Annotated in this window: 14 protein-coding genes; 6 read left to right on the top strand and 8 right to left on the bottom strand. The window is 66.8% G+C overall.

The annotated features are described in order from the left end of the window. Nucleotides 1-24: 24 nt before the first annotated feature. From IG196_RS06745 to IG196_RS06720, 6 genes are all read right to left on the bottom strand, one after another. Nucleotides 25-2,376: an NHL repeat-containing protein gene (locus IG196_RS06745; RefSeq protein ID WP_192195520.1), complete on the bottom strand. Its 2,352-nt coding sequence runs from the start codon at nucleotides 2,374-2,376 to the stop codon at nucleotides 25-27. 154 nt (nucleotides 2,377-2,530) lie between these two features. Further along, a complete protein-coding gene (locus tag IG196_RS06740; RefSeq protein ID WP_192195519.1) occupies nucleotides 2,531-4,045 on the bottom strand; it encodes a PepSY-associated TM helix domain-containing protein in 1,515 nt (504 codons plus the stop codon). Next, nucleotides 4,042-4,341, bottom strand: a complete 300-nt coding sequence (locus IG196_RS06735; protein WP_192195518.1) for a DUF3649 domain-containing protein — start codon at nucleotides 4,339-4,341, stop codon at nucleotides 4,042-4,044. The genes IG196_RS06740 and IG196_RS06735 overlap by 4 nt, the downstream gene beginning before the upstream one ends. Then, the gene (locus IG196_RS06730; RefSeq protein ID WP_192195517.1) at nucleotides 4,341-6,815 is read right to left on the bottom strand and encodes a TonB-dependent siderophore receptor; all 2,475 of its coding nucleotides are present in this window, start codon (nucleotides 6,813-6,815) and stop codon (nucleotides 4,341-4,343) included. The genes IG196_RS06735 and IG196_RS06730 overlap by 1 nt, the downstream gene beginning before the upstream one ends. A gap of 154 nt (nucleotides 6,816-6,969) precedes the next feature. Beyond that, the gene (locus IG196_RS06725) at nucleotides 6,970-7,947 is read right to left on the bottom strand and encodes a FecR domain-containing protein (RefSeq protein ID WP_192195516.1); all 978 of its coding nucleotides are present in this window, start codon (nucleotides 7,945-7,947) and stop codon (nucleotides 6,970-6,972) included. Between the two features lie 21 nt (nucleotides 7,948-7,968). Further along, a complete protein-coding gene (locus IG196_RS06720; RefSeq protein WP_101492708.1) occupies nucleotides 7,969-8,472 on the bottom strand; it encodes a sigma-70 family RNA polymerase sigma factor in 504 nt (167 codons plus the stop codon). Nucleotides 8,473-8,724: 252 nt separating this feature from the next. Between IG196_RS06720 and IG196_RS06715 the strand changes: the two genes are divergently transcribed. The 3 genes from IG196_RS06715 to IG196_RS06705 are packed head-to-tail and all read left to right on the top strand — an operon-like array spanning nucleotide 8,725 to nucleotide 11,759. Then, entirely contained in the window at nucleotides 8,725-10,218 is a 1,494-nt protein-coding gene (locus IG196_RS06715) for an NCS1 family nucleobase:cation symporter-1 (RefSeq protein ID WP_101492709.1), read from the top strand. A 30-nt stretch (nucleotides 10,219-10,248) separates the two neighbouring features. After that, a complete protein-coding gene (locus tag IG196_RS06710) occupies nucleotides 10,249-10,986 on the top strand; it encodes an aspartate/glutamate racemase family protein (protein ID WP_101492710.1) in 738 nt (245 codons plus the stop codon). A 14-nt stretch (nucleotides 10,987-11,000) separates the two neighbouring features. After that, nucleotides 11,001-11,759 (top strand): GntR family transcriptional regulator, encoded by a 759-nt coding sequence (locus tag IG196_RS06705; RefSeq protein WP_192195515.1) that lies wholly within the window; start codon nucleotides 11,001-11,003, stop codon nucleotides 11,757-11,759. Nucleotides 11,760-11,777: 18 nt separating this feature from the next. Here the strand turns inward: IG196_RS06705 and IG196_RS06700 are convergent, their stop codons facing one another. Then, nucleotides 11,778-12,473 carry a TetR/AcrR family transcriptional regulator gene (locus IG196_RS06700; RefSeq protein ID WP_192195514.1) on the bottom strand — a complete coding sequence of 232 codons (696 nt, stop codon included), beginning with the start codon at nucleotides 12,471-12,473 and terminating at the stop codon, nucleotides 11,778-11,780. Between the two features lie 169 nt (nucleotides 12,474-12,642). On the opposite strand from IG196_RS06700, the gene IG196_RS06695 reads away from it, so the two are divergent. From IG196_RS06695 to IG196_RS06685, 3 genes are all read left to right on the top strand, one after another. Then, on the top strand, nucleotides 12,643-13,683 hold the full coding sequence (locus IG196_RS06695) for an SDR family oxidoreductase (protein ID WP_225616943.1): 1,041 nt from the start codon (nucleotides 12,643-12,645) through the stop codon (nucleotides 13,681-13,683). Nucleotides 13,684-13,699: 16 nt separating this feature from the next. Continuing rightward, nucleotides 13,700-14,956, top strand: a complete 1,257-nt coding sequence (locus IG196_RS06690; RefSeq protein ID WP_192195512.1) for an alpha/beta hydrolase family protein — start codon at nucleotides 13,700-13,702, stop codon at nucleotides 14,954-14,956. 127 nt (nucleotides 14,957-15,083) lie between these two features. Beyond that, nucleotides 15,084-16,574, top strand: coding sequence for a nucleobase:cation symporter-2 family protein (locus IG196_RS06685; RefSeq protein ID WP_101492715.1), 1,491 nt, complete (start codon nucleotides 15,084-15,086; stop codon nucleotides 16,572-16,574). A 19-nt stretch (nucleotides 16,575-16,593) separates the two neighbouring features. Here IG196_RS06685 and IG196_RS06680 read toward each other — a convergent pair whose 3' ends face one another. Then, nucleotides 16,594-17,451 (bottom strand): aldo/keto reductase, encoded by an 858-nt coding sequence (locus IG196_RS06680; RefSeq protein ID WP_192195511.1) that lies wholly within the window; start codon nucleotides 17,449-17,451, stop codon nucleotides 16,594-16,596. Nucleotides 17,452-17,626: the final 175 nt, after the last annotated feature.

The raw sequence follows: 17,626 nt of genomic DNA, 5'->3' as shown, positions 1-17,626 counted from the left end.
GTGAAGTGCCGCATCGAAGCGGGATCAGGGCACGAGCTTGCGGATCAGATTGTTGCCGTGGTCGGCGACATAGAGGATGCCATTGCCATCGATCGTGATGCCCGCGGGTTCCGCGAACGACGCCGCAGCACCAATGCCGTCAGCTCGCCCGCTCGCCCCGTTCCCTGCCAAGGTGGTCACCACCCCAGCCGGAGTCATCTTGCGAATCATGTTGTTTCGGGGGTCGGCAATGTAGGCATTGCCGTTGCGGTCTGCGGTGATGTCGAACGGAAAGTGAAAAGAAGCTGCAGAGCCGGCACCGTTGGTCGAGCCAGGGGTCTCGCTGCCTGCAAGGGTGCTGACAACGCCAGCGGATGTGATCTTGCGGATCGAATGGTTGTCTCGATCCACGACATAGAGGTTGCCACTTCCATCGAACGCCAGGCCCAGGGGGCCGTGGAAAGATGCGGAAGAACCGGGCCCGTCGGCGCGCCCCGCGGTCCCGGAGCCTGCCAAGGTGGTCACGACACCCGCGGGAGTTATCTTGCGAATTCGATTGTTGAAGGTGTCCGTGACATACAGGTTGCGACTGCCATCCAATGCCAGGCCCACCGGGTAGTTGAACAATGCGGCCAAGCCGGGCCCGTCTGCATAGCCCGCAGTCCCGGCTCCAGCCAGGGTGGAGACGACGCCGGCCGGGGTGATCTTGCGGATCGAATTGTTTTTCGTATCGGCGACATACACATTGCCATCGCCATCCACTGCAATGCCGGCAGGATGATCGAACGATGCGGCAGAACCGAGTCCATCGGCCCTGCCAGGGGCGCCACTTCCCGCCAGGGTGGACACAAGACCCATGGGCGTGATCTTGCGGATCGAATGGTTGTAGTGGTCGGCAACATAGACATTTCCAGCGTGGTCGACCGCAGCACGGACAGGCCCATAGAACTGAGCCGAAGGACCCGTGCCGTCAGCGTTGCCATGAACGCCGCTCCCCGCCCACGTGCTGGTGTGGCCCGACGCCAGGCAAGCGACGCCTACGCCAACAATTTCAGCGCTCACACTGCTGCCGCTGCCGTGGGTGACGACACAACGCTGTCCGCCTGGTTGAGTGCTGACGGTGACCGAATAGCTGCCCATGTAGGCAACGGGCACCGCGAAGCGAAAGCTTCCGTCGGCGTGGGTCGTGAATGCATCAGTGCCGTTGTTGAGCAACGTCACCTGCTGGCCGCTCGCCAGGCCGGTCACCGTGCCGCCGATGTAGTAGATGCTGGCCGAGCAGGTGACCTGAACGTTGGTGATGTTCGCGATCGCCGCAGAACCCACACCACTGCCGTTCGAGACTGAACAGGTCTGACCAGCGGGCTGCGTACCGACGGTGACCGAATAACTGCCCATGTAGGGAACGGCTGTCGAGAAAGTGAAAGCTCCGTTGGAGGTGAGGGTGAGCGCATCACCGCCGTTGTTGAACAACGTCACCTGCCCGCCCGCCAGGCCGGTCACCGTGCCACCGACGGTGTAGGTGTCGACCGAGCAGATGACGCGGACGTTGCTGACGTCTGCAACCACCCCCGAGCCCGCGCCAGTGCCGCCCGCCAAAGAGCAGGTCTGGCCGGTCGGCTGCGTGCCGATGGTGACCGCGTAGCTGCCGTTGTGAGCCACCGGTGCCGGGAAGCTGAAGCCGCCGTCGGCGGCGATGGTGATCGCATCGCCTGCGTTGTTGAGCAGCGTCACCTGCTGCCCGCTCGCCAGGCCGGCCACTGTGCCGCCGATGCCGTAGGTGTGGGTCGAGCAGACGATGCGGACGTTGTCGATGTTCGCCGTGACGCCCGAGCCCGCACCGGTGCCGCCCGCCAGCGAGCAGGTCTGGCCGACCGGTTGCGTGCCGACGGTGACCGCGTAGCTGCCGTTGTGGGCCACCGGTACCGGGAAGCTGAAGCCGCCGTCGGCGGCGATGGTGATCGCATCGCCTGTGTTGTTGAGCAGCGCCACCTGCTGCCCGCTCGCCAAGCCAGTCACCGTGCCGCCGATGCCGTAGGTGTGGGTCGAGCAGACGATGCGGACGTTGTCGATGTTCGCCGTGACGCCCGAGCCCGCACCGGTGCCGCCCGCCAGCGAGCAGGTCTGGCCGACCGGCTGCTTGTCGACCGTCACCGAATAGCTGCCGTTCGCGGGCACCGCGGCGCCGAAGGCGAAGGCCCCTTCAGCCTTGACCGTCACCGCATCGGTCCCGTTGTTGGTGAGGGTGACTTGCGCGCCCGGTGCCAGGCCGGACACCGTGCCGGACACGCTGTAGCTGGCTGGCGTGGTGGGCGCGGGGGGTGCCATCGGAATGAACGACGCAGATCCGCCGCCGCCGCCTCCCCCGCAGGCCGCCAGGATGCCCAGGGCGAGCACGGCAGCCCCGCCTCGAAGGGCAGGCCATCGTGAAAGAAGACGAGAGAGAAGCGCGGGAGGAGGTGTGTGCGGCATGGCGGGTTCGGCTCTGCGAGTGTTATGAAAGCACCGCGAGGCTAGGGACCCGGGGCACCGGGCACATCGGACTAAAGTCCTAGAGCCGTGCAACCCGCCGCTTCGGGCGCCCGATGCGCATCGCGATGCTCGCCAGCACCAGCGATAGGCCCCACAGCGCAATGTCGAACCCCGTGAGGCCCCCACTCTCGCGAAGCCCCAAGACCACGCCGACCCACGGCAGCACCGCCAGCAAGGCAGCGCCCGCGGCGAACAGTTCAATCCACGCGCGGTGAACGGGCCTGGCGATCGCGTAGAGCAGCACCAGCGCCCAGGCGATGAAGAACAGGTGAATCTCCCATTCGCGCCGGTCCGCGAGTGCCAGCGGAAGCAGCCGGTTGCCCCAGAGGAACGCCGCCATCGCCACGGGCAGCCCCGCGATGGTGGCGACGTTGAGCCGCTCCACGAGCCGGAAACCGAACGCCGGCTTGTCAGTGCCCGTCTGCTTCGCACGCCGCTTGACTGTCCACAGGACCAGCCCGGTGGCCACCATCGCCGTTCCTGCCAGGCTCGAGAGAAAGTACAGCCAGCGCGTCGCGGCATCGGCAAAGCGCGCCACATGCAGGCCGTACAGCACGCCGCGGGTTTCGGCCGCGGGCCCGGTTTGCTCCCTGACCTGCCGCAACGTGCCGCTAGCGCCGTCGAACGCCAGGTAGTGCGGACTGACGGACACACGCCCTGCGTCGCCGCGCACGACACGCACCCGCGACGCGGCATCGCCCGGGTGATCGACGATCACCCGCGCCACGCGGTCCGGGCCCCAGCGCTGCTGCGCCTCGCGCACCATCGGGCCCACGTCGGCGAGCGCGCCTGTCGCGCCGCTCCGTGCGCCGGCCGGCAGGAGTGCCGTCATTTCGGCGCGCAGCGCAGGCCGTATCTGCGCGGCCGGAGGCGCGCTGTCGGCGCCCCAAGGCATGTACAGCGTCATGAGCGTCACCAGGCCGGTGTAGGTGATCATCAAATGAAACGGCAGCGCGGTCACCGACAGCGCGTTGTGCGCATCCAGCCACGAGCGCTGGCCCTTGCCCCGGCGGAAGGTGAAGAAGTTGGCGAAGATCTTCTTGTGCGTGATCACGCCGCTGACCAGCGCGACCAGCATGAACATGGTGGCCAGGCCCACCAGCCAGCGCGCCGCCACACGCGGCAGGTAGTGCAGCGAGAAATGAAAGTAATAGAAGAACTCACCGCCGTCGGTCGCGCGCGCGGCCAGTGGCCGGCCCGTCAGCGGGTCGAGCACGGCACGGCCGTCGATCTCGCCGACGCGCCACGACGCGGCGACGACGTTCGTGCGTGCGCCCGCCAGATCGATCACCCATCGGGAAGCATTCGGCGCGAGCACCTGCAAGGTCGCGACGGCCCTCGCGGCGCTGTCGGCCGCCGCCGGCGGTTGCGTGAGCGCCGGCAGTTCGGGGCGCATCCATTGGGAAATTTCTTCGCGGAAGTAGCTCGCCGCACCGGTCAGGAACATCGCGTAGAACAGCCAGCCGAAGAGCAGGCCGGTCCAGGTGTGCAGGCCGGCCATGGCCTGGCGCAGGCGGGGTGCGGCAGCGCTCATGCCGCAGCCTCCGCCCAGACCTTGCATGCCATGGCCAGCAGCGGCAGCGCGACCAAGGCAAGCCCCAGCCACGCCCGCCGTGCGCTGCGTGCGGCAAACACCCAGATCACCGCGCCCGCGTACACGAGGAAGCTGGCCTGCATGCCGGCGAGCACGGCCTCGACGGTGCCCATGGGCAACGCCAGCGCCGCCACGCTGGTCAGTGCGGCCAGCGCATAGCCGCCGAACAGCGCGGCCACGATGCGCGACAGCAAGGCGGCCCGGCTGCGGCGCGCGGGGGCGCGCAACACCGGCATCAGAACCGGTAGAGCGCGCTCAGGTTGGCGGTGCGCTCCGCGCTGCGATAGCAGATGCTCCCGTTGCAGTCCAGCAGCGACTGCTTGTTCAGCAGGTTGTTGAGGTTGAGCGAGACGCGCCAGGGCCCGCGGTCGAAGCCGAGCGCCAGGTCGACCATCGCGATGCTCGGGTTCGTGATGTTGGCGTTGCCGGTGTCCCAGGCCGAACGCGCCTTGCCGAGGTAGCGCACGCCGAGGGCGGCAAACGCGCGGGTCGAGTCACCCACCGGGAACGAATACTTGCCCCACACCGAGGCGCTGTGCTTCGGCGCGCTCATCTGCGGCAGGCCCAGGTCGCCGTCGTTGCTGCGCGTGATGCGGGTGTCCAGGTAGGTGTACTGGGCGATCAGGCTGATGTTGTTCGTCACATCGGCCCGGGCTTCGAGCTCGAGCCCGCGCGACCTGACCTGGCCGGTCTGGATGACTTCTCCGGGCGCCTGCGGCGCGGCCGTGGTCACGTTGCTGCGCACGATGTCGAACACCGAGGCCGTGTAGCTGGCGTTCTTTTCGGTCGGCTGGTAGCGCACGCCGGCTTCGATCTGCCGGCCCTTCGAAGGCTTCAGCAGATTGCCGTTCAGGTCCTTGCCGATCTCCGGCGAGAAGGACGTGGCGTAGTTCGCATAGGGCGCCCAGCCCGAATCGAACAGGTACACGACACCGATGCGGCCGGTGGTGGCACTGGCCGACGTGTCGTAGATCTCGCTGCTGTCGCCGGTCTTGCCGAAGGTGCGGGTGCCCGTGGCGTCCGCCTTGTCATGCCGCACGCCGGCCGTGAGCACCCAGCGGTCCCATTTGATCTGGTCCTGCAGGTAGAGGCCGACCTGCTTCGTCGGCACCCGGTCGACATACGGGTCGGCGGCCGGCGCGAACGGCTGGTGCATGTACACGGGCGCGAACAGGTTCATCGGCGACAGCAAGGGGCGGTCGTACGGAAACTCGTCGGTGGTGCGCGACTTGGCGTAGTCGACGCCGGCCAGCACGGTGTGCTTCAGCGGGCCGCTGTCGAAGCGGGCCTGCACGCGCGTGTCGAGCAGCAGGCCCTTCCAGTGCGTTTCGCGCGGCGAGAAGCTGCGGTTGAGCGTGTAGCCGTCGGCGCGCAGGCCGCGCGGGAACACGTTGGTCTCGGAACGGTCGAGCTCGCTGTAGCGCATGCTCTGCTGCACCGACCAGGTGTCGTTGAAGCTGTGCTCGAGCTCGTAGCCGAGCATCTTGTTGTCGCGGCGCCAGCGGTTGTCGTCACCGCCGACGTTCACGCGCGGGCTCGGCTGGCCGAACACGCCGGGCCGCTCCAGCTGGTTCTGCCAGGCGTAGGCCTGGTTGTCCTTCTGGTAGCGCCCGAGCAGCGTGAGCTTGGTGCTGGCGTTGGGCTGCCACGTGAGGGCGGGCGCAATGAAGAGGCGGTTGTCGCGGTCGTGGTCCAGGCGGGTGCTCGACTCGCGTCCCAGCATGGTGAGGCGGTAGGTCCAGTCGCTGTCGCTGCCGAGCGCGCCGGAAAGGTCGGCTTTCAGTTGCTTGCGGTTGTAGCTGCCGTACTCGACGCCGATCTCGCGCAGGGTGTCGGCGGTCGGCCGTTTGCTCACGGCGTTGACCATGCCGCCCGGCGGCATCTTGCCGTAGAGCACCGACGCGGGGCCGCGCAGCACTTCGAGCCGTTCGAGGCCGTAGGGCTCGATGGGCGCCGCATAGGAACGACCCGACGTGAGCAGGCCGTCCATGAAGACGCCGGCCGTGCCGAGTTCGAAGCCGCGCAGCAGCGAGAACTCGTCGACCGCCCAAGGCTTCAGGTTCGGCGTGACGCCGGCGGTGTAGCGCAGCGCCTCGTCGAGCGACTCGGCCTTGCGGTCGCCGATTTCGTCGGCGGTGATCACGGAGACCGACTGCGGGTTCTCGATCAACGCGGTGTCGGTCTTGGTGGCCGTGACGCTGCGCCGGGCGACGTAGCCGTTGACCCGGCTGGTGGGCGTTTCGCGCTCGGTCGCGGCCGTCACCGTCACGGGCGACAGCGTGGCGGCGGTGTCGCCCGCGCCGCTGCGCACTGGGGCGCTCGCCTTGCGCAGCACCGAGCCACCGCTGCCGCCGCCGACGACTTCATAACCGCTGCCGCGCAGCACCTGCTCGAAGCCTTCCTGCGCGGTATAGCGCCCGCGCAAGCCCGGGCTGCGCAGCCCGGCGAGCGTGCCGGGTTCGAAGATCAGCTGCACGCCGGCGGCGGCCGCGTACTGCGCCAGCACATCGGCGAGCGGGCCGGCGGCAATCGCGAACTGGCGTGCACCGGTGCCCGCCGGCTCGGCCGCGAACACGGGGGTTGCCGCCAGCGCAGCAATGCCGACGGCGCCGCCCAATGCCACGCGAACGGCCGCGTGAACTGCGGTGGTGGTGAGGGCGACCGTGAAGGTCCCGAGGTGCCGGTGCCGGCGCGCGTGCTGCGATCCCATGTGTCTGCGTCCTTTGGTGTCTGTGATGGCGGGAGAGCGCATCGACATCGATGCGTCGTTCCCCTTCACACCGGACGAGACGGAAAAAGTGATCACCCGCGCACGAAATTTTTTCGACCAGCGAGGCGGTCGTGCAGAAAGGCCGCGAACGCCACTAGCGTGGCGCCACGGTGACCCAGTACCGGGTCGTCTGCTCGATGCGCAACGGCAGCGAGCGCGCCAGCAGCGCGAGCCCGGCGTCGGTGTCGGCCAACGACACGGCGCCCGACACCCGCAGTTCGGCGACCGCCGGATGGCAACGCAGCACGCCGCTGCGGTAGCGGCCCATTTCAGCGACGACGTCTTCGAGCCGCATGTTCCGCGCGAGCAGCATGCCCTGCTCCCACAGCGTGGCGCTGTTCTCCACGGCGGCCTCGGGGCCGATGCGACCGGCCTCGAAATCGGCCTGCGTGCCGGCCCGCAGCACGCGCGACGCGCCGTCCACCGGACGGAGGTCGACGGCCTGCTCGATCACCGCGACACGGGTGGTGTGCTCGTCGAGGCGGCGCACGCTGAAGCGCGTGCCCAGGGCCCGCACCGTGCCCTGCGGCGTCTGCACCACGAACGGCCGGTAGGTGGGCGACGGGTCGGCATGCGTGGTGACGAGGATCTCGCCCGCCTGCAGGCGAATGCGCCGTTCGGCGGCGGTGAACACGATGTCGACCGCGCTGGCGGTGTTGAGCACCAGCTGCGAGCCATCCGCCAGCACCATCGACTTGCGCTCGCCCGTGGCCGTGGCGACGTCGGCGCTCCATTCGCGCCAGGGCATGTGCCGCCATGCGAGCCAGCCGGCCGGCGCGGCCAGCAGCAATGCGCCCAGCATGCCCATGCCGCGCCGACGGCTGGGTCTCTGCAGAGCCTGAAAGGTGTCCTTGCCGATGTCGGGCGGCACTTGCGCGAACACGCCCAGCATCGCCTCGGCCCGCGCCCAGGCCTGGCCGTGCGCGGGGCTTTGCTGGCGCCAGCGCTCGAAGTTGGCCTGCGCACGCGCGGCGTCGTCGCCGTAGCGCAGGGTCAGGAGCCAATCGGCGGCTTCGCTGAGCAGCGCCGGGTCGGGCGCGGCGTGGGCCTGCAGCGGCGGCTGGCGGTTCATTGCGCTCGAGCCGTGTGCCGCTCAGGCCACGGACATGCAGGCGACGAGCGCCTTGTGGATGTGGCGGCGCACCGTGATCACGGGCATGGCCACGCGCTCGGCGATCTGCGCGAGCGTGAGCTCGTCGAACTGCGCGAGCAGGAAGACCTGCCGCGTGCGCGCCGGAAGGCTGGCGAGCATCGCCTCGATGCGCAGCAGCGATTCGATGATGAGCATGCGGGCTTCGGGCGAAGGCGCCTGCGGCTCGGGCAGGTGCGCAATCGCCTCGAGGTAGGCGCGCTCCACCTCGCGCCGGCGCCAATGGTCGGCCACCAGCCCCTTGGCGACGTGCGTCAGGAACGCGCGCGGCTCGTCGCCGAGCGGGGCGGTGCGCGAGGACACCATGAGCCGCACGAAGGTGTCGTGCGCCAGATCGGCCGCATCGCAGGCGTCGCCCAGGCGGCGGCGCAGCCACGCCAGCAACCAGCCGTGGTGGTCGCTGTAGAGCGCTTCGATGGGGGTGACGGAAGGTCCGGCCGCGGGCATGGAGGGCAGTTCTGGAGAGCGGGCTTGGAACGACTGAAATGCGAACCGTTCGCAATTGTAATGGTTTAGTTCCTCCGTGGGGGTCGCTCGGGCCCCACCTGCGCGCTGCATGCATCAGGGAATCTACGGATATATGATTCCCCGCATGGTCTTGATTGAGTTCAATTTTTGTATACAAATAACGCACCCATAAAGACGGCGCGAAATTTGCGTCAAAAAGCCCCTCATCCCAACCATGCACGAGGAAAGACCATGAGCACAGTCGCCAGCCATGCCCCCGCCGGGGCCAGCGAAGCCGGCATCGCGCCGCACGCGGAATCGAATGCCCTCATCAAGCCGGGCTACGACCCGCGCCTGACCAACGAGGACCTCGCGCCGCTCAAGAAGCAGACCTGGGGTCAATACAACATCTTTGCGTTCTGGATGTCCGACGTGCACAGCGTGGGCGGCTACATCACGGCCGGCAGCCTGTTCGCGCTGGGCCTGTCGAGCTGGCAGGTGCTGGTGTCGCTGCTGGTGGGCATCGTGATCGTGCAGTTCTTCTGCAACCTCGTGGCCAAGCCCAGCCAGGTAACGGGCGTGCCCTACCCCGTGGTGTGCCGCGCCTCCTTCGGCGTGCTGGGCGCCAACATTCCGGCCATCATCCGCGGGCTGATCGCGGTGGCCTGGTACGGCGTGCAAACGTACCTGGCGTCGGCGGCCTTCATGGTGCTGGCGCTGCACATGGCGCCGAGCCTGGCGCCGTATGCCGATGTCGCGCAGCACGGCTTCGTCGGCCTCTCGGCCCTGGGCTGGGTGGCGTTCATGGTCATGTGGGTGCTGCAGGCCTTCGTGTTCTGGCACGGCATGGAAGCCATTCGCAAGTTCATCGACTGGGCCGGCCCGGCGGTGTACGTGGTGATGGCCGTGCTGTGCGGCTGGCTGGTGTGGAAGGCCGGCTGGAGCAACATCGACCTGAACCTGGGCGGCATCAAGTTCCAGGGCTGGGACGCGCTGCCCGTGATGCTCTCGGCCATCGCGTTGGTGGTGAGCTACTTCAGCGGCCCGATGCTCAACTTCGGCGACTTCTCGCGCTACGGCAAGAGCTTCGACGCGGTGAAGAAGGGCAACTTCTGGGGCCTGCCGATCAACTTCGTGTTCTTCTCGCTGCTGACCGTGATCACCACGGCCGCCACGTTGCCCGTTTTTGGTGAACTGATCACCGACCCGGTGCACACCGTGGGCAAGATCGACAGCACCACCGCCGTCGTGCTGGGCGCGCTGACCTTCATGATCGCCACCATCGGCATCAACATCGTGGCCAACTTCGTGTCGCCGGCCTTCGACTTCTCGAACGTGGCGCCGCAGCACATCAGCTGGCGCACGGGCGGCATGATCGCCGCGGTGGGCTCGGTGTTTCTCACGCCCTGGAACCTTTACAACAGCCCCGAGGTCATTCACTACACGCTCGACGTGCTGGGCTCGTTCATCGGTCCGCTGTTCGGCATTCTGATTGCCGACTACTACATCGTGCGCAAGCAACAAATCGACGTCGACTCGCTCTACACCATGAGCAAGCAGGGCAAGTACTGGTACAGCGGCGGCTACAACCCGAAGGCGATCCAGGCGCTGGTGCCCTCGGCCCTCGTGCCCATCCTGTGCGTGATGGTGCCGACGCTGCGCGGCGCCGCCAACTATGCGTGGTTCATCGGCATGGCCCTGGGCTTCGTGCTGTACGTGCTGCTGAACCGCAACAACAAGACTTGAAACTGTAGAGAGTAAGAAAGGGACCGCGCCGTGCGCATCAAGATCATCAACCCCAACACCACCTGGAGCATGACCGAGAAGATCGGTGCCTGCGCCCGCGCGGTGGCGCACGCCGGCACCGAGATCGTGGCCGTGAGCCCGGCCATGGGGCCGGTCTCCATCGAGAGCCATTACGACGAGGCGCTGGCCGTGCCGGGGTTGCTGCAGGAGATTGCGGCGGGCGAGCGCGACGGCATCGACGGCTACGTGATCGCCTGCTTCGGCGACCCGGGCCTGAAGGCCGCACGCGAACTCGCGCGCGGCCCGGTGGTGGGCATCGCCGAGGCGGCGATGCATCTGGCCAGCATGATCGGCAGCCGCTTCAGCGTGGTCACGACGCTGGGCCGCACCATGGGCCAGGCCTGGCACCTGGCCGAGATCTACGGCATGGAGCGCTTCTGCGCCAACGTGCGCGCCTGCGAGCTGCCGGTGCTCGAGCTGGAAGAGCCGGGCTCCAACGCGCGCGAGCGCATCGTCGACGAGTGCCGGCGCGCGCTCGAAGAAGACGGCGCCGACTGCATCGTGCTCGGCTGCGCCGGCATGACCGACCTGTGCGCGCACATCGAGCAGGTGCTCGGCGTGCCGGTGATCGACGGTGTGGCCGCGGGCACCAAGCTCATCGAATCGCTGGTGGCGCTGAAGCTGCGCACCAGCAAGCGTGGCGAACTCGCAAAGCCTTTGCCCAAGCCGATCATTGGCGCGCTCGAAGGCTTCACGCTCACGCGCTGAGCCACAATCGACGGATGCCCCGCGCCAGTTCCAAACCATCCGCCTCCTCCGCCGCCCCCGTTGCCGCACCGGCCGAGAACGGCGCGGCGCCGGCCGACAAGAACAGTTCCATCGAAAGCATCGCCAACGACATCGCCACCGCGATCGTCGAGAAGCGCCTGCCGCCGGGCACCTGGCTGCGCGAAGAGGCGCTGGGCCGCGTCTATTCGGTGAGCCGCACCAAGGTGCGCGCGGCGCTGCTGATGCTGTCGAAGGACAAGCTCATCGAGATGATTCCCGACAAGGGCGCCTTCGTCTGCCAGCCCACGGTGGACGAGGCGCGCGAGGTGTTCGCGGTGCGCCGCATCCTCGAGCGCGAGGTGGTGCGCCTGTTCATCGCCAATGCGCGGCCACGCGACTACCAGACGCTTGAGCAGCACATCAAGTTCGAACGCGCGGCGCTGCGCCAGAGCACGATGGGCACTGTGCGCGAGAAATTGCTGGGCGACTTCCACGTGGCGCTGGCCGAAGCCACCGGCAACCACACGCTGGCCGAGATGGTGCGCGAGCTGGTGGCGCGCAGCTCGCTGATCGCCATGCTTTATCACTCGTCGAACGACCCGCACTGCTCGTCCGACGAGCACTCCGACTTCCTGCGCCTGTGCCGCAAGGGCGACGTGGAAGCGGCCGCGACCTGCATGATCGAGCACCTCGAACGCATCGAGGCGAGTCTTGAACTGGGCACCGAGAAGCCTGATCGCCAGCTCGACCTGGTGAAGGCGCTGCTGGCCTGAAACGGCCCCTCCCTCGACTCAGCGCTTGGCTTTCGCCGGGCGCTTCTTGGGCTCGCGCGGAGCGGGGTCATCCGGTGCGACGGCGACCTCTTCCAGGCGTTCCGCACTTGCAATCAGTCCGCGCAGGAACACCATGATCAGCCGCCCCGAGGGATCGGGGCGCGTGCTCATCCGCTGCAATGCCAGCCCGTGCGACAGGGCCATGAAGGCTGCGGCCAATTCTTCCGGTGCGGCGGGCAGCGTGCGCCCGAGCTTGTTGAACAACTGGCCGATCACGCCGCCGATTTCGGACCGGTGCCGGTCCCACACCTTCTTGTATTCCTGCGCGAAGCTGCGACTGCGGTTGGCATGCAGCTGAAGCTCGATGGACAGCATGCACCAGTCGGCATCGTGATTGAGTGTGGAAGCCCAGGCTTCCAGCTCGGCAAGCATCTGCTCGGGCTCTTGCCGCTCGTCGCCCATGGCCTTGAAAAGCTGCAGCGCTTCCGCTTCCATGTGCCGCCGCAGCAACTCCAGCAGGACGTCTTCCTTGCTCGAAAAGTTCGAATAGAAGGCGCCTTGGGAGTAGCCCGCCTTGTCCGCGATGTCGCGGATCGACGCGCCGCCATAGCCGTTCGACACAAACAGCTGCTGCGCGGTTTCGATCAGGCGCTCGCGCGTCTGCGCCCTGCTTTCCTCGCGGGTCAGGCGCGTCTTGGCGGTCGTCGGGGTCATGGCCGAAAAGATATCACATGAACTTTGGATAGCAGATGCGTGCCCCCGCCCGCTCGGCGCGCAGCCCGGAATCCACTTTCGAATATCACTTGATATTTAGGAACAGCAACGCTACATTCAAAACTCATTTGATTTTTGAAATTCGATTGATATGGAAAAATCCAAGGCCTTGAGAACCGCGTTCGTCACCGGCGCGACCGGCCTTCTCGGCAACAACCTCGTGCGCGAACTCGTCGCGCGCGGCGTCTTCGTCAAGGCCCTTGTTCGCTCGAAGGCCAAGGGCCAGCAGCAGTTTGCGGGGATGAAGGGCGTCGAGCTGGTGCAGGGCGACATGGCCAATGTGGGCGCGTTCTCCAGCACGCTGCAAGGATGCGACGTGGTGTTCCACACCGCCGCGTTCTTCCGCGACAACTTCAAGGGCGGCAGCCACTGGGCAGAGCTCAAGCGCATCAACGTGGACGGCACCCGGCAGCTCATCGAACGGGCTTACGGTGCTGGCATCCGGCGCTTCGTGCAGACCTCGTCCATCGCGGTGCTGAACGGCGAGCCGGGTGTGCCCATGGACGAGACCTGCCTGCGCGACCTGGCGGATGCCAGTGACGACTACTACCGCAGCAAGATCATGGCCGACCAGGTCGTGCTCGCCTTTCTGGGCACGCACCCGGACATGCATGCGAGTTTTGTCCTGCCCGGATGGATGTGGGGGCCGGCCGACATCGGACCCACCTCGTCAGGACAGTTCGTCAACGATGTGGTGCTCGGAAAACTGCCCGGGCTGGTGCCCGGCAGCTTTTCCGTGGTCGATGCCCGCGACGTGGCACAGGCGCAAATTTCGGCCGCGGAACACGGCCAGCGCGGCGAGCGCTATCTGGCAGCCGGCCGCCACATGACGATGCAGGAATTGGTGCCCCTGGTGGGAAAGATCGCGGGCATCCGCACGCCGACACGCAACCTGCCCTTTCCGCTCCTGTACCTGCTGGCAGCCGTGCAGGAACTCTATGCGCGGGCCACGGGCAAGCCCATCTTGCTCAGCCTGGCCACCGTGCGGCTCATGCGCAAAGAGGCGGGCCGCAGCCATTTCAACCACACGAAGAGCGAGCAGAAGCTTCAACTGAAGTTTCGCCCGGTCGAGCAAACCGTGGCCGACACGCTCGCCTGGTACCGCGGCAATGGCTGGCTGCCCGGTGTGCCGGCCCGAACCGAATCCTGAACGAAAAAAAAAGACCATGACAAACAGATTGATCCTCAAACTCTCGGCGGCCTTCGCGACTGTTCTTTGCATCGCGGCAGCGCCGCAAGCATCCGCGGCCCCAAGCCCTCCGGCCGCCAAGGCCGCGCCCAGCATGGCCGAGTTCTGCAACAAGGGGCAGGCCGAGTATCCGGACGGCGTCGCCCGCATGCACCCTTCGTTCAAATTCAACATCTGCTGGTGGCTCGAGGATGCCGGCATCGAAGCACGCACCTTCGACGACATCGCCGCAGCGTTGCCGGAACACACCGGGCCGTCGCAGGCGGTCTGGCAGGCGACGTTCAACAAGCCCGCCCAACTGCATCTGGAACGCGCCCGCGCATTCGAAGCACAAGCCAACAACCCCGCCGCATCGGCCGAGTACAAGAAAGCCGCTTTCTACCTGCGGATGAACCGGCTTCCCAAGCGTGTGCCCACGCCCGATCTGCAGGCGACCGAACGCGCCCATGCGCTGCTGGGAAAGCCGCTGCAACGCATCGCATTCAAGGCCGGCGCGAAAGAGTTCACCGGCTACTTCCGTGCGCCGCCCGCACGGCCGGGCCGCAACGAGAAGCTGCCGGTGCTGGTGATTCTGGGTGGCCTCGACAACCTGAAGACCGAGATGATCCGGCACAGCGATTACTTCATGGGTCGGGGCTTCGCCACCTTCATCGTGGAGAACCCGGACACCGGCGAGAACCCGCTGGCGTTCCGTCCGGAGTCGCACGTCATGTTCGACGCCGTGGCCGACTACATCAAGACCCGCAGCGACCTGGACACGAGCCGGGTGGCCGTGTACGGCTGGAGCATGGGCGGTTACCTGGGAACGCTCGGCGGGCTGAGCAACGACTTTTACAAAGCCGTCGTCAACGTGGGCGGGCCCAGCGATGTGAGCTTTGGACAAGCGCATTGCAAGGTGGCGCCTGCCTGGATCGTCGCGCCCTACACCGTGTTCGCGAACATGAATCCGCAGACCACGCCGCGCGAAGCGATGTGCGCGTACTACGAAGCCTTCCAGCTCTCACGCCAGTTGAAGAACCCCACCGCGGCGCAGCTGCGCAAACCCATCCTCATGGTGAACGGCGCGCTCGAAGACCTTGTTTCCAGGGACGAGCCCGCCGCGCTTGCGGCGCTCGGCTTCAACGTGACGCAACTGGTCTTCGGGGAAGACGGCCACACGGCGGAATCGAACATGAGCGAGCACTTCGAGTTCACGGCGAACTGGCTCATGCGGCGACTGAAGATGGGAGACTGATTCGGGTTTACCTGAATCTGGATTGCCGCATAAATTGTATACAGTTTCGCGTACACAACTGGTGTGCGCGACGGATCTCCGGCGCGCATCACTGCTCCCGTTCCCCTCGCCGCGCCAGGAGACAACGATGACGGCAGATTCCCTTTCCAGCAACGTCCATCCCGTGGACCAGCGCCTGCCTTCGGGCAAGCTCGCGGCCCTCGGCCTGCAGCACGTGCTCGTGATGTACGCAGGCGCCGTCGCGGTGCCGCTCATCGTGGGCCGTGCGCTCAAGCTCTCGCCCGACGAGGTCGCGCTGCTGATCTCGGCCGACCTGTTCTGCTGCGGCATCGCCACGCTGATCCAGGCGCTGGGCGCCACGCAGTGGTTCGGCATCAAGCTGCCCGTGATGATGGGCGTGACCTTCGCCTCGGTGGCGCCCATGGTCGCCATCGCCAACGCCAACCCCGGGCAGAACGGGGCGCAGCTGCTGTTCGGCGCCATCATCGGCGCGGGGGTCATATCGATACTGATCGCGCCCTTGGTGAGCCGCATGCTGCGGTTCTTTCCGCCGGTGGTGACGGGCACGATCATCGCGGTCATCGGCATCAGCCTGATGCGCGTGGGCATCAACTGGATCTTCGGCAACCCCGTGGGCCCGACGGCGCCCGCGCTGGTCGACCCGGTGTACGCCAAGTGGCTGGCCGAGGTCACCTCGCCGGGCAGCTCGATTCCTGCGGTGCCCAAGGGCTTCGCGATCATGCCCACCGTGCCCAATCCCAAGTACGCCGATCTCTCGGGCTTCGGCGTGGCCGCGCTGGTGCTGGTGTCGATCTTGCTGATCGTGAAGTACGCCAAGGGCTTCATCGCCAACATCTCGGTGCTGCTGGGCATTGTGATCGGCGCGGTGGTGGCGTCGATCACCGGCCTCATGACCTACGAGAAGGTCGGCAAGGCCGCCTGGGTCGACATCGTGCTGCCCTTCCATTTCGGCATGCCGCTGTTCGACCCCATCCTCATCCTCACGATGACGCTCATCATGATCGTCGTGATGATCGAATCGACCGGCATGTTCCTCGCACTCGGTGAAATGACCGACCGCAAGATCAGCCAGAAAGATTTGGCCAAGGGCCTGCGCACCGATGGCCTGGGCACGCTCATCGGCGGCATCTTCAACACCTTCCCGTACACCAGCTTCTCGCAGAACGTGGGCCTCGTGGCCGTCACCGGCATCAAGAGCCGGTACGTCTGCGTGGCCGGCGGCGTGATCCTGATCGTGCTGGGCCTGCTGCCCAAGATGGCCGCGCTGATCGAGTCGCTGCCCACCGTGGTGCTCGGCGGCGCCGGCCTCGTGATGTTCGGCATGGTGGCCGCCACCGGCATCCGCATCCTCTCGGGCGTGGACTTCAAGACCAACCGCCACAACGCCATGATCGTCGCCGTGGCCATCGGCGTCGGCATGATTCCGCTGATCGCCCCCAACTTCAAGCAGTGGATGCCGCATGCCATCCACTCGCTGATCGAGTCGGGCATTCTGCTGGCGTCAATTACCGCCGTGCTGCTGAACCTGTTCCTCAACGGTGCGAAGCACGACGAAGAGGCGGTGATCGCGGCGGCCAAGCACGCTGACGCGCACTGAGCCAGACCGCGCGCTCTAACTAGATCATCGCCAACGGCGTCTTGCGCTTCGGCACCGGATAAATCTGGTCCAGCGCCGCCAGGGTCGCCGCATCGAGCTGCAGCTCGGCGGCGGCCCTGTTTTCTTTCAGGTGCGCGCTGCGCACCGCCTTCGGAATCGCCGCCACGCCGGGCCGCGCGATGACCGCGGCCAGCGCGAGTTGCGCGGCGCTCACGCCGAGTTCCGCCGCCAGCGCACCCAGCGCCTCGTCGCCTGCCAACGCGCCCTGGTCGATCGGGCTGTAGGCCATCAGCGGCATGCCGCGTTCGCGCTGCCAGGGCAGCAGGTCGAACTCGGGGCCGCGCTCGCCGAGCGACAGGTACACCTGGTTGGCCGCACAGGCCGGGCCTTGGCCGATGACCTGCGCCAGCTCCTGCATGTCGTCCGTGTCGAAGTTGCTCACGCCCCAGTGCGCGATGCGGCCGGCCGCCACCAGTTCGTGCATGGCCTCGGCCGTGTGCGCCAGCGGGTGGTTGCCGCGCCAGTGCAGCAGGTACAGGTCGATGCGGTCCAGCCCGAGCCGCGCCAGGCTGCGTTCGCAAGCCTGCCCCGTGCCGCGGCGGCTCGCGTTGTACGGGTAGACCTTGCTGACGACGAAGAGCTCGTCGCGCCGCACATCGCCCGCGCGCAGCGCCTCGGCCACGGCCTGGCCGACGACCGTTTCAGCGCCGCCCTCGCCGTACATCTCGGCCGTGTCGATCAGGCGGTAGCCCAGGCCGATGGCCTCGCGCACCGCGGCCACCTCGGCCGCGTGGCGCGTGGCGTCTTCGCCCATGCGCCAGGTACCGAGACCAAGAACCGGCATCTCGCCGCCGGTGGGAAGTGAAAGTGTTCGCATGGACACGATCGTACGCAGGGCCTCATGGCGGCTGCCCGGGTGCGGGTTTTCCGCCCCGATGCCTTCTAATTTTTCGAAGATCAAGTCAGTTTGATGACCATCAATCGCTTATCTTCCGTCGTGATTCGATGTTTTTGCCTTCTCATATTGTCAACACCCCGTGGGTGCCAACCCC

This window comes from Variovorax sp. 38R, assembly GCF_014843395.1.
GTDB lineage: Bacteria > Pseudomonadota > Gammaproteobacteria > Burkholderiales > Burkholderiaceae_C > Variovorax > Variovorax paradoxus_H.
Note: the sequence above shows the minus strand (reverse complement) of the source record. Positions and strands in the feature narration are given on the sequence as shown.

What these genes read in the sequence shown, in the direction of transcription:
- IG196_RS06740 (WP_192195519.1), bottom strand. Translation starts at nt 4,045, where the DNA reads ATGAGCGCTGCCGCACCCCGCCTGCGCCAGGCCATGGCCGGCCTGCAC.
- IG196_RS06735 (WP_192195518.1), bottom strand. Translation starts at nt 4,341, where the DNA reads ATGCCGGTGTTGCGCGCCCCCGCGCGCCGCAGCCGGGCCGCCTTGCTG.
- IG196_RS06730 (WP_192195517.1), bottom strand. Translation starts at nt 6,815, where the DNA reads ATGGGATCGCAGCACGCGCGCCGGCACCGGCACCTCGGGACCTTCACG.
- IG196_RS06725 (WP_192195516.1), bottom strand. Translation starts at nt 7,947, where the DNA reads ATGAACCGCCAGCCGCCGCTGCAGGCCCACGCCGCGCCCGACCCGGCG.
- IG196_RS06720 (WP_101492708.1), bottom strand. Translation starts at nt 8,472, where the DNA reads ATGCCCGCGGCCGGACCTTCCGTCACCCCCATCGAAGCGCTCTACAGC.
- IG196_RS06715 (WP_101492709.1), top strand. Translation starts at nt 8,725, where the DNA reads ATGAGCACAGTCGCCAGCCATGCCCCCGCCGGGGCCAGCGAAGCCGGC.
- IG196_RS06705 (WP_192195515.1), top strand. Translation starts at nt 11,001, where the DNA reads ATGCCCCGCGCCAGTTCCAAACCATCCGCCTCCTCCGCCGCCCCCGTT.
- IG196_RS06700 (WP_192195514.1), bottom strand. Translation starts at nt 12,473, where the DNA reads ATGACCCCGACGACCGCCAAGACGCGCCTGACCCGCGAGGAAAGCAGG.
- IG196_RS06690 (WP_192195512.1), top strand. Translation starts at nt 13,700, where the DNA reads ATGACAAACAGATTGATCCTCAAACTCTCGGCGGCCTTCGCGACTGTT.
- IG196_RS06685 (WP_101492715.1), top strand. Translation starts at nt 15,084, where the DNA reads ATGACGGCAGATTCCCTTTCCAGCAACGTCCATCCCGTGGACCAGCGC.
- IG196_RS06680 (WP_192195511.1), bottom strand. Translation starts at nt 17,451, where the DNA reads ATGCGAACACTTTCACTTCCCACCGGCGGCGAGATGCCGGTTCTTGGT.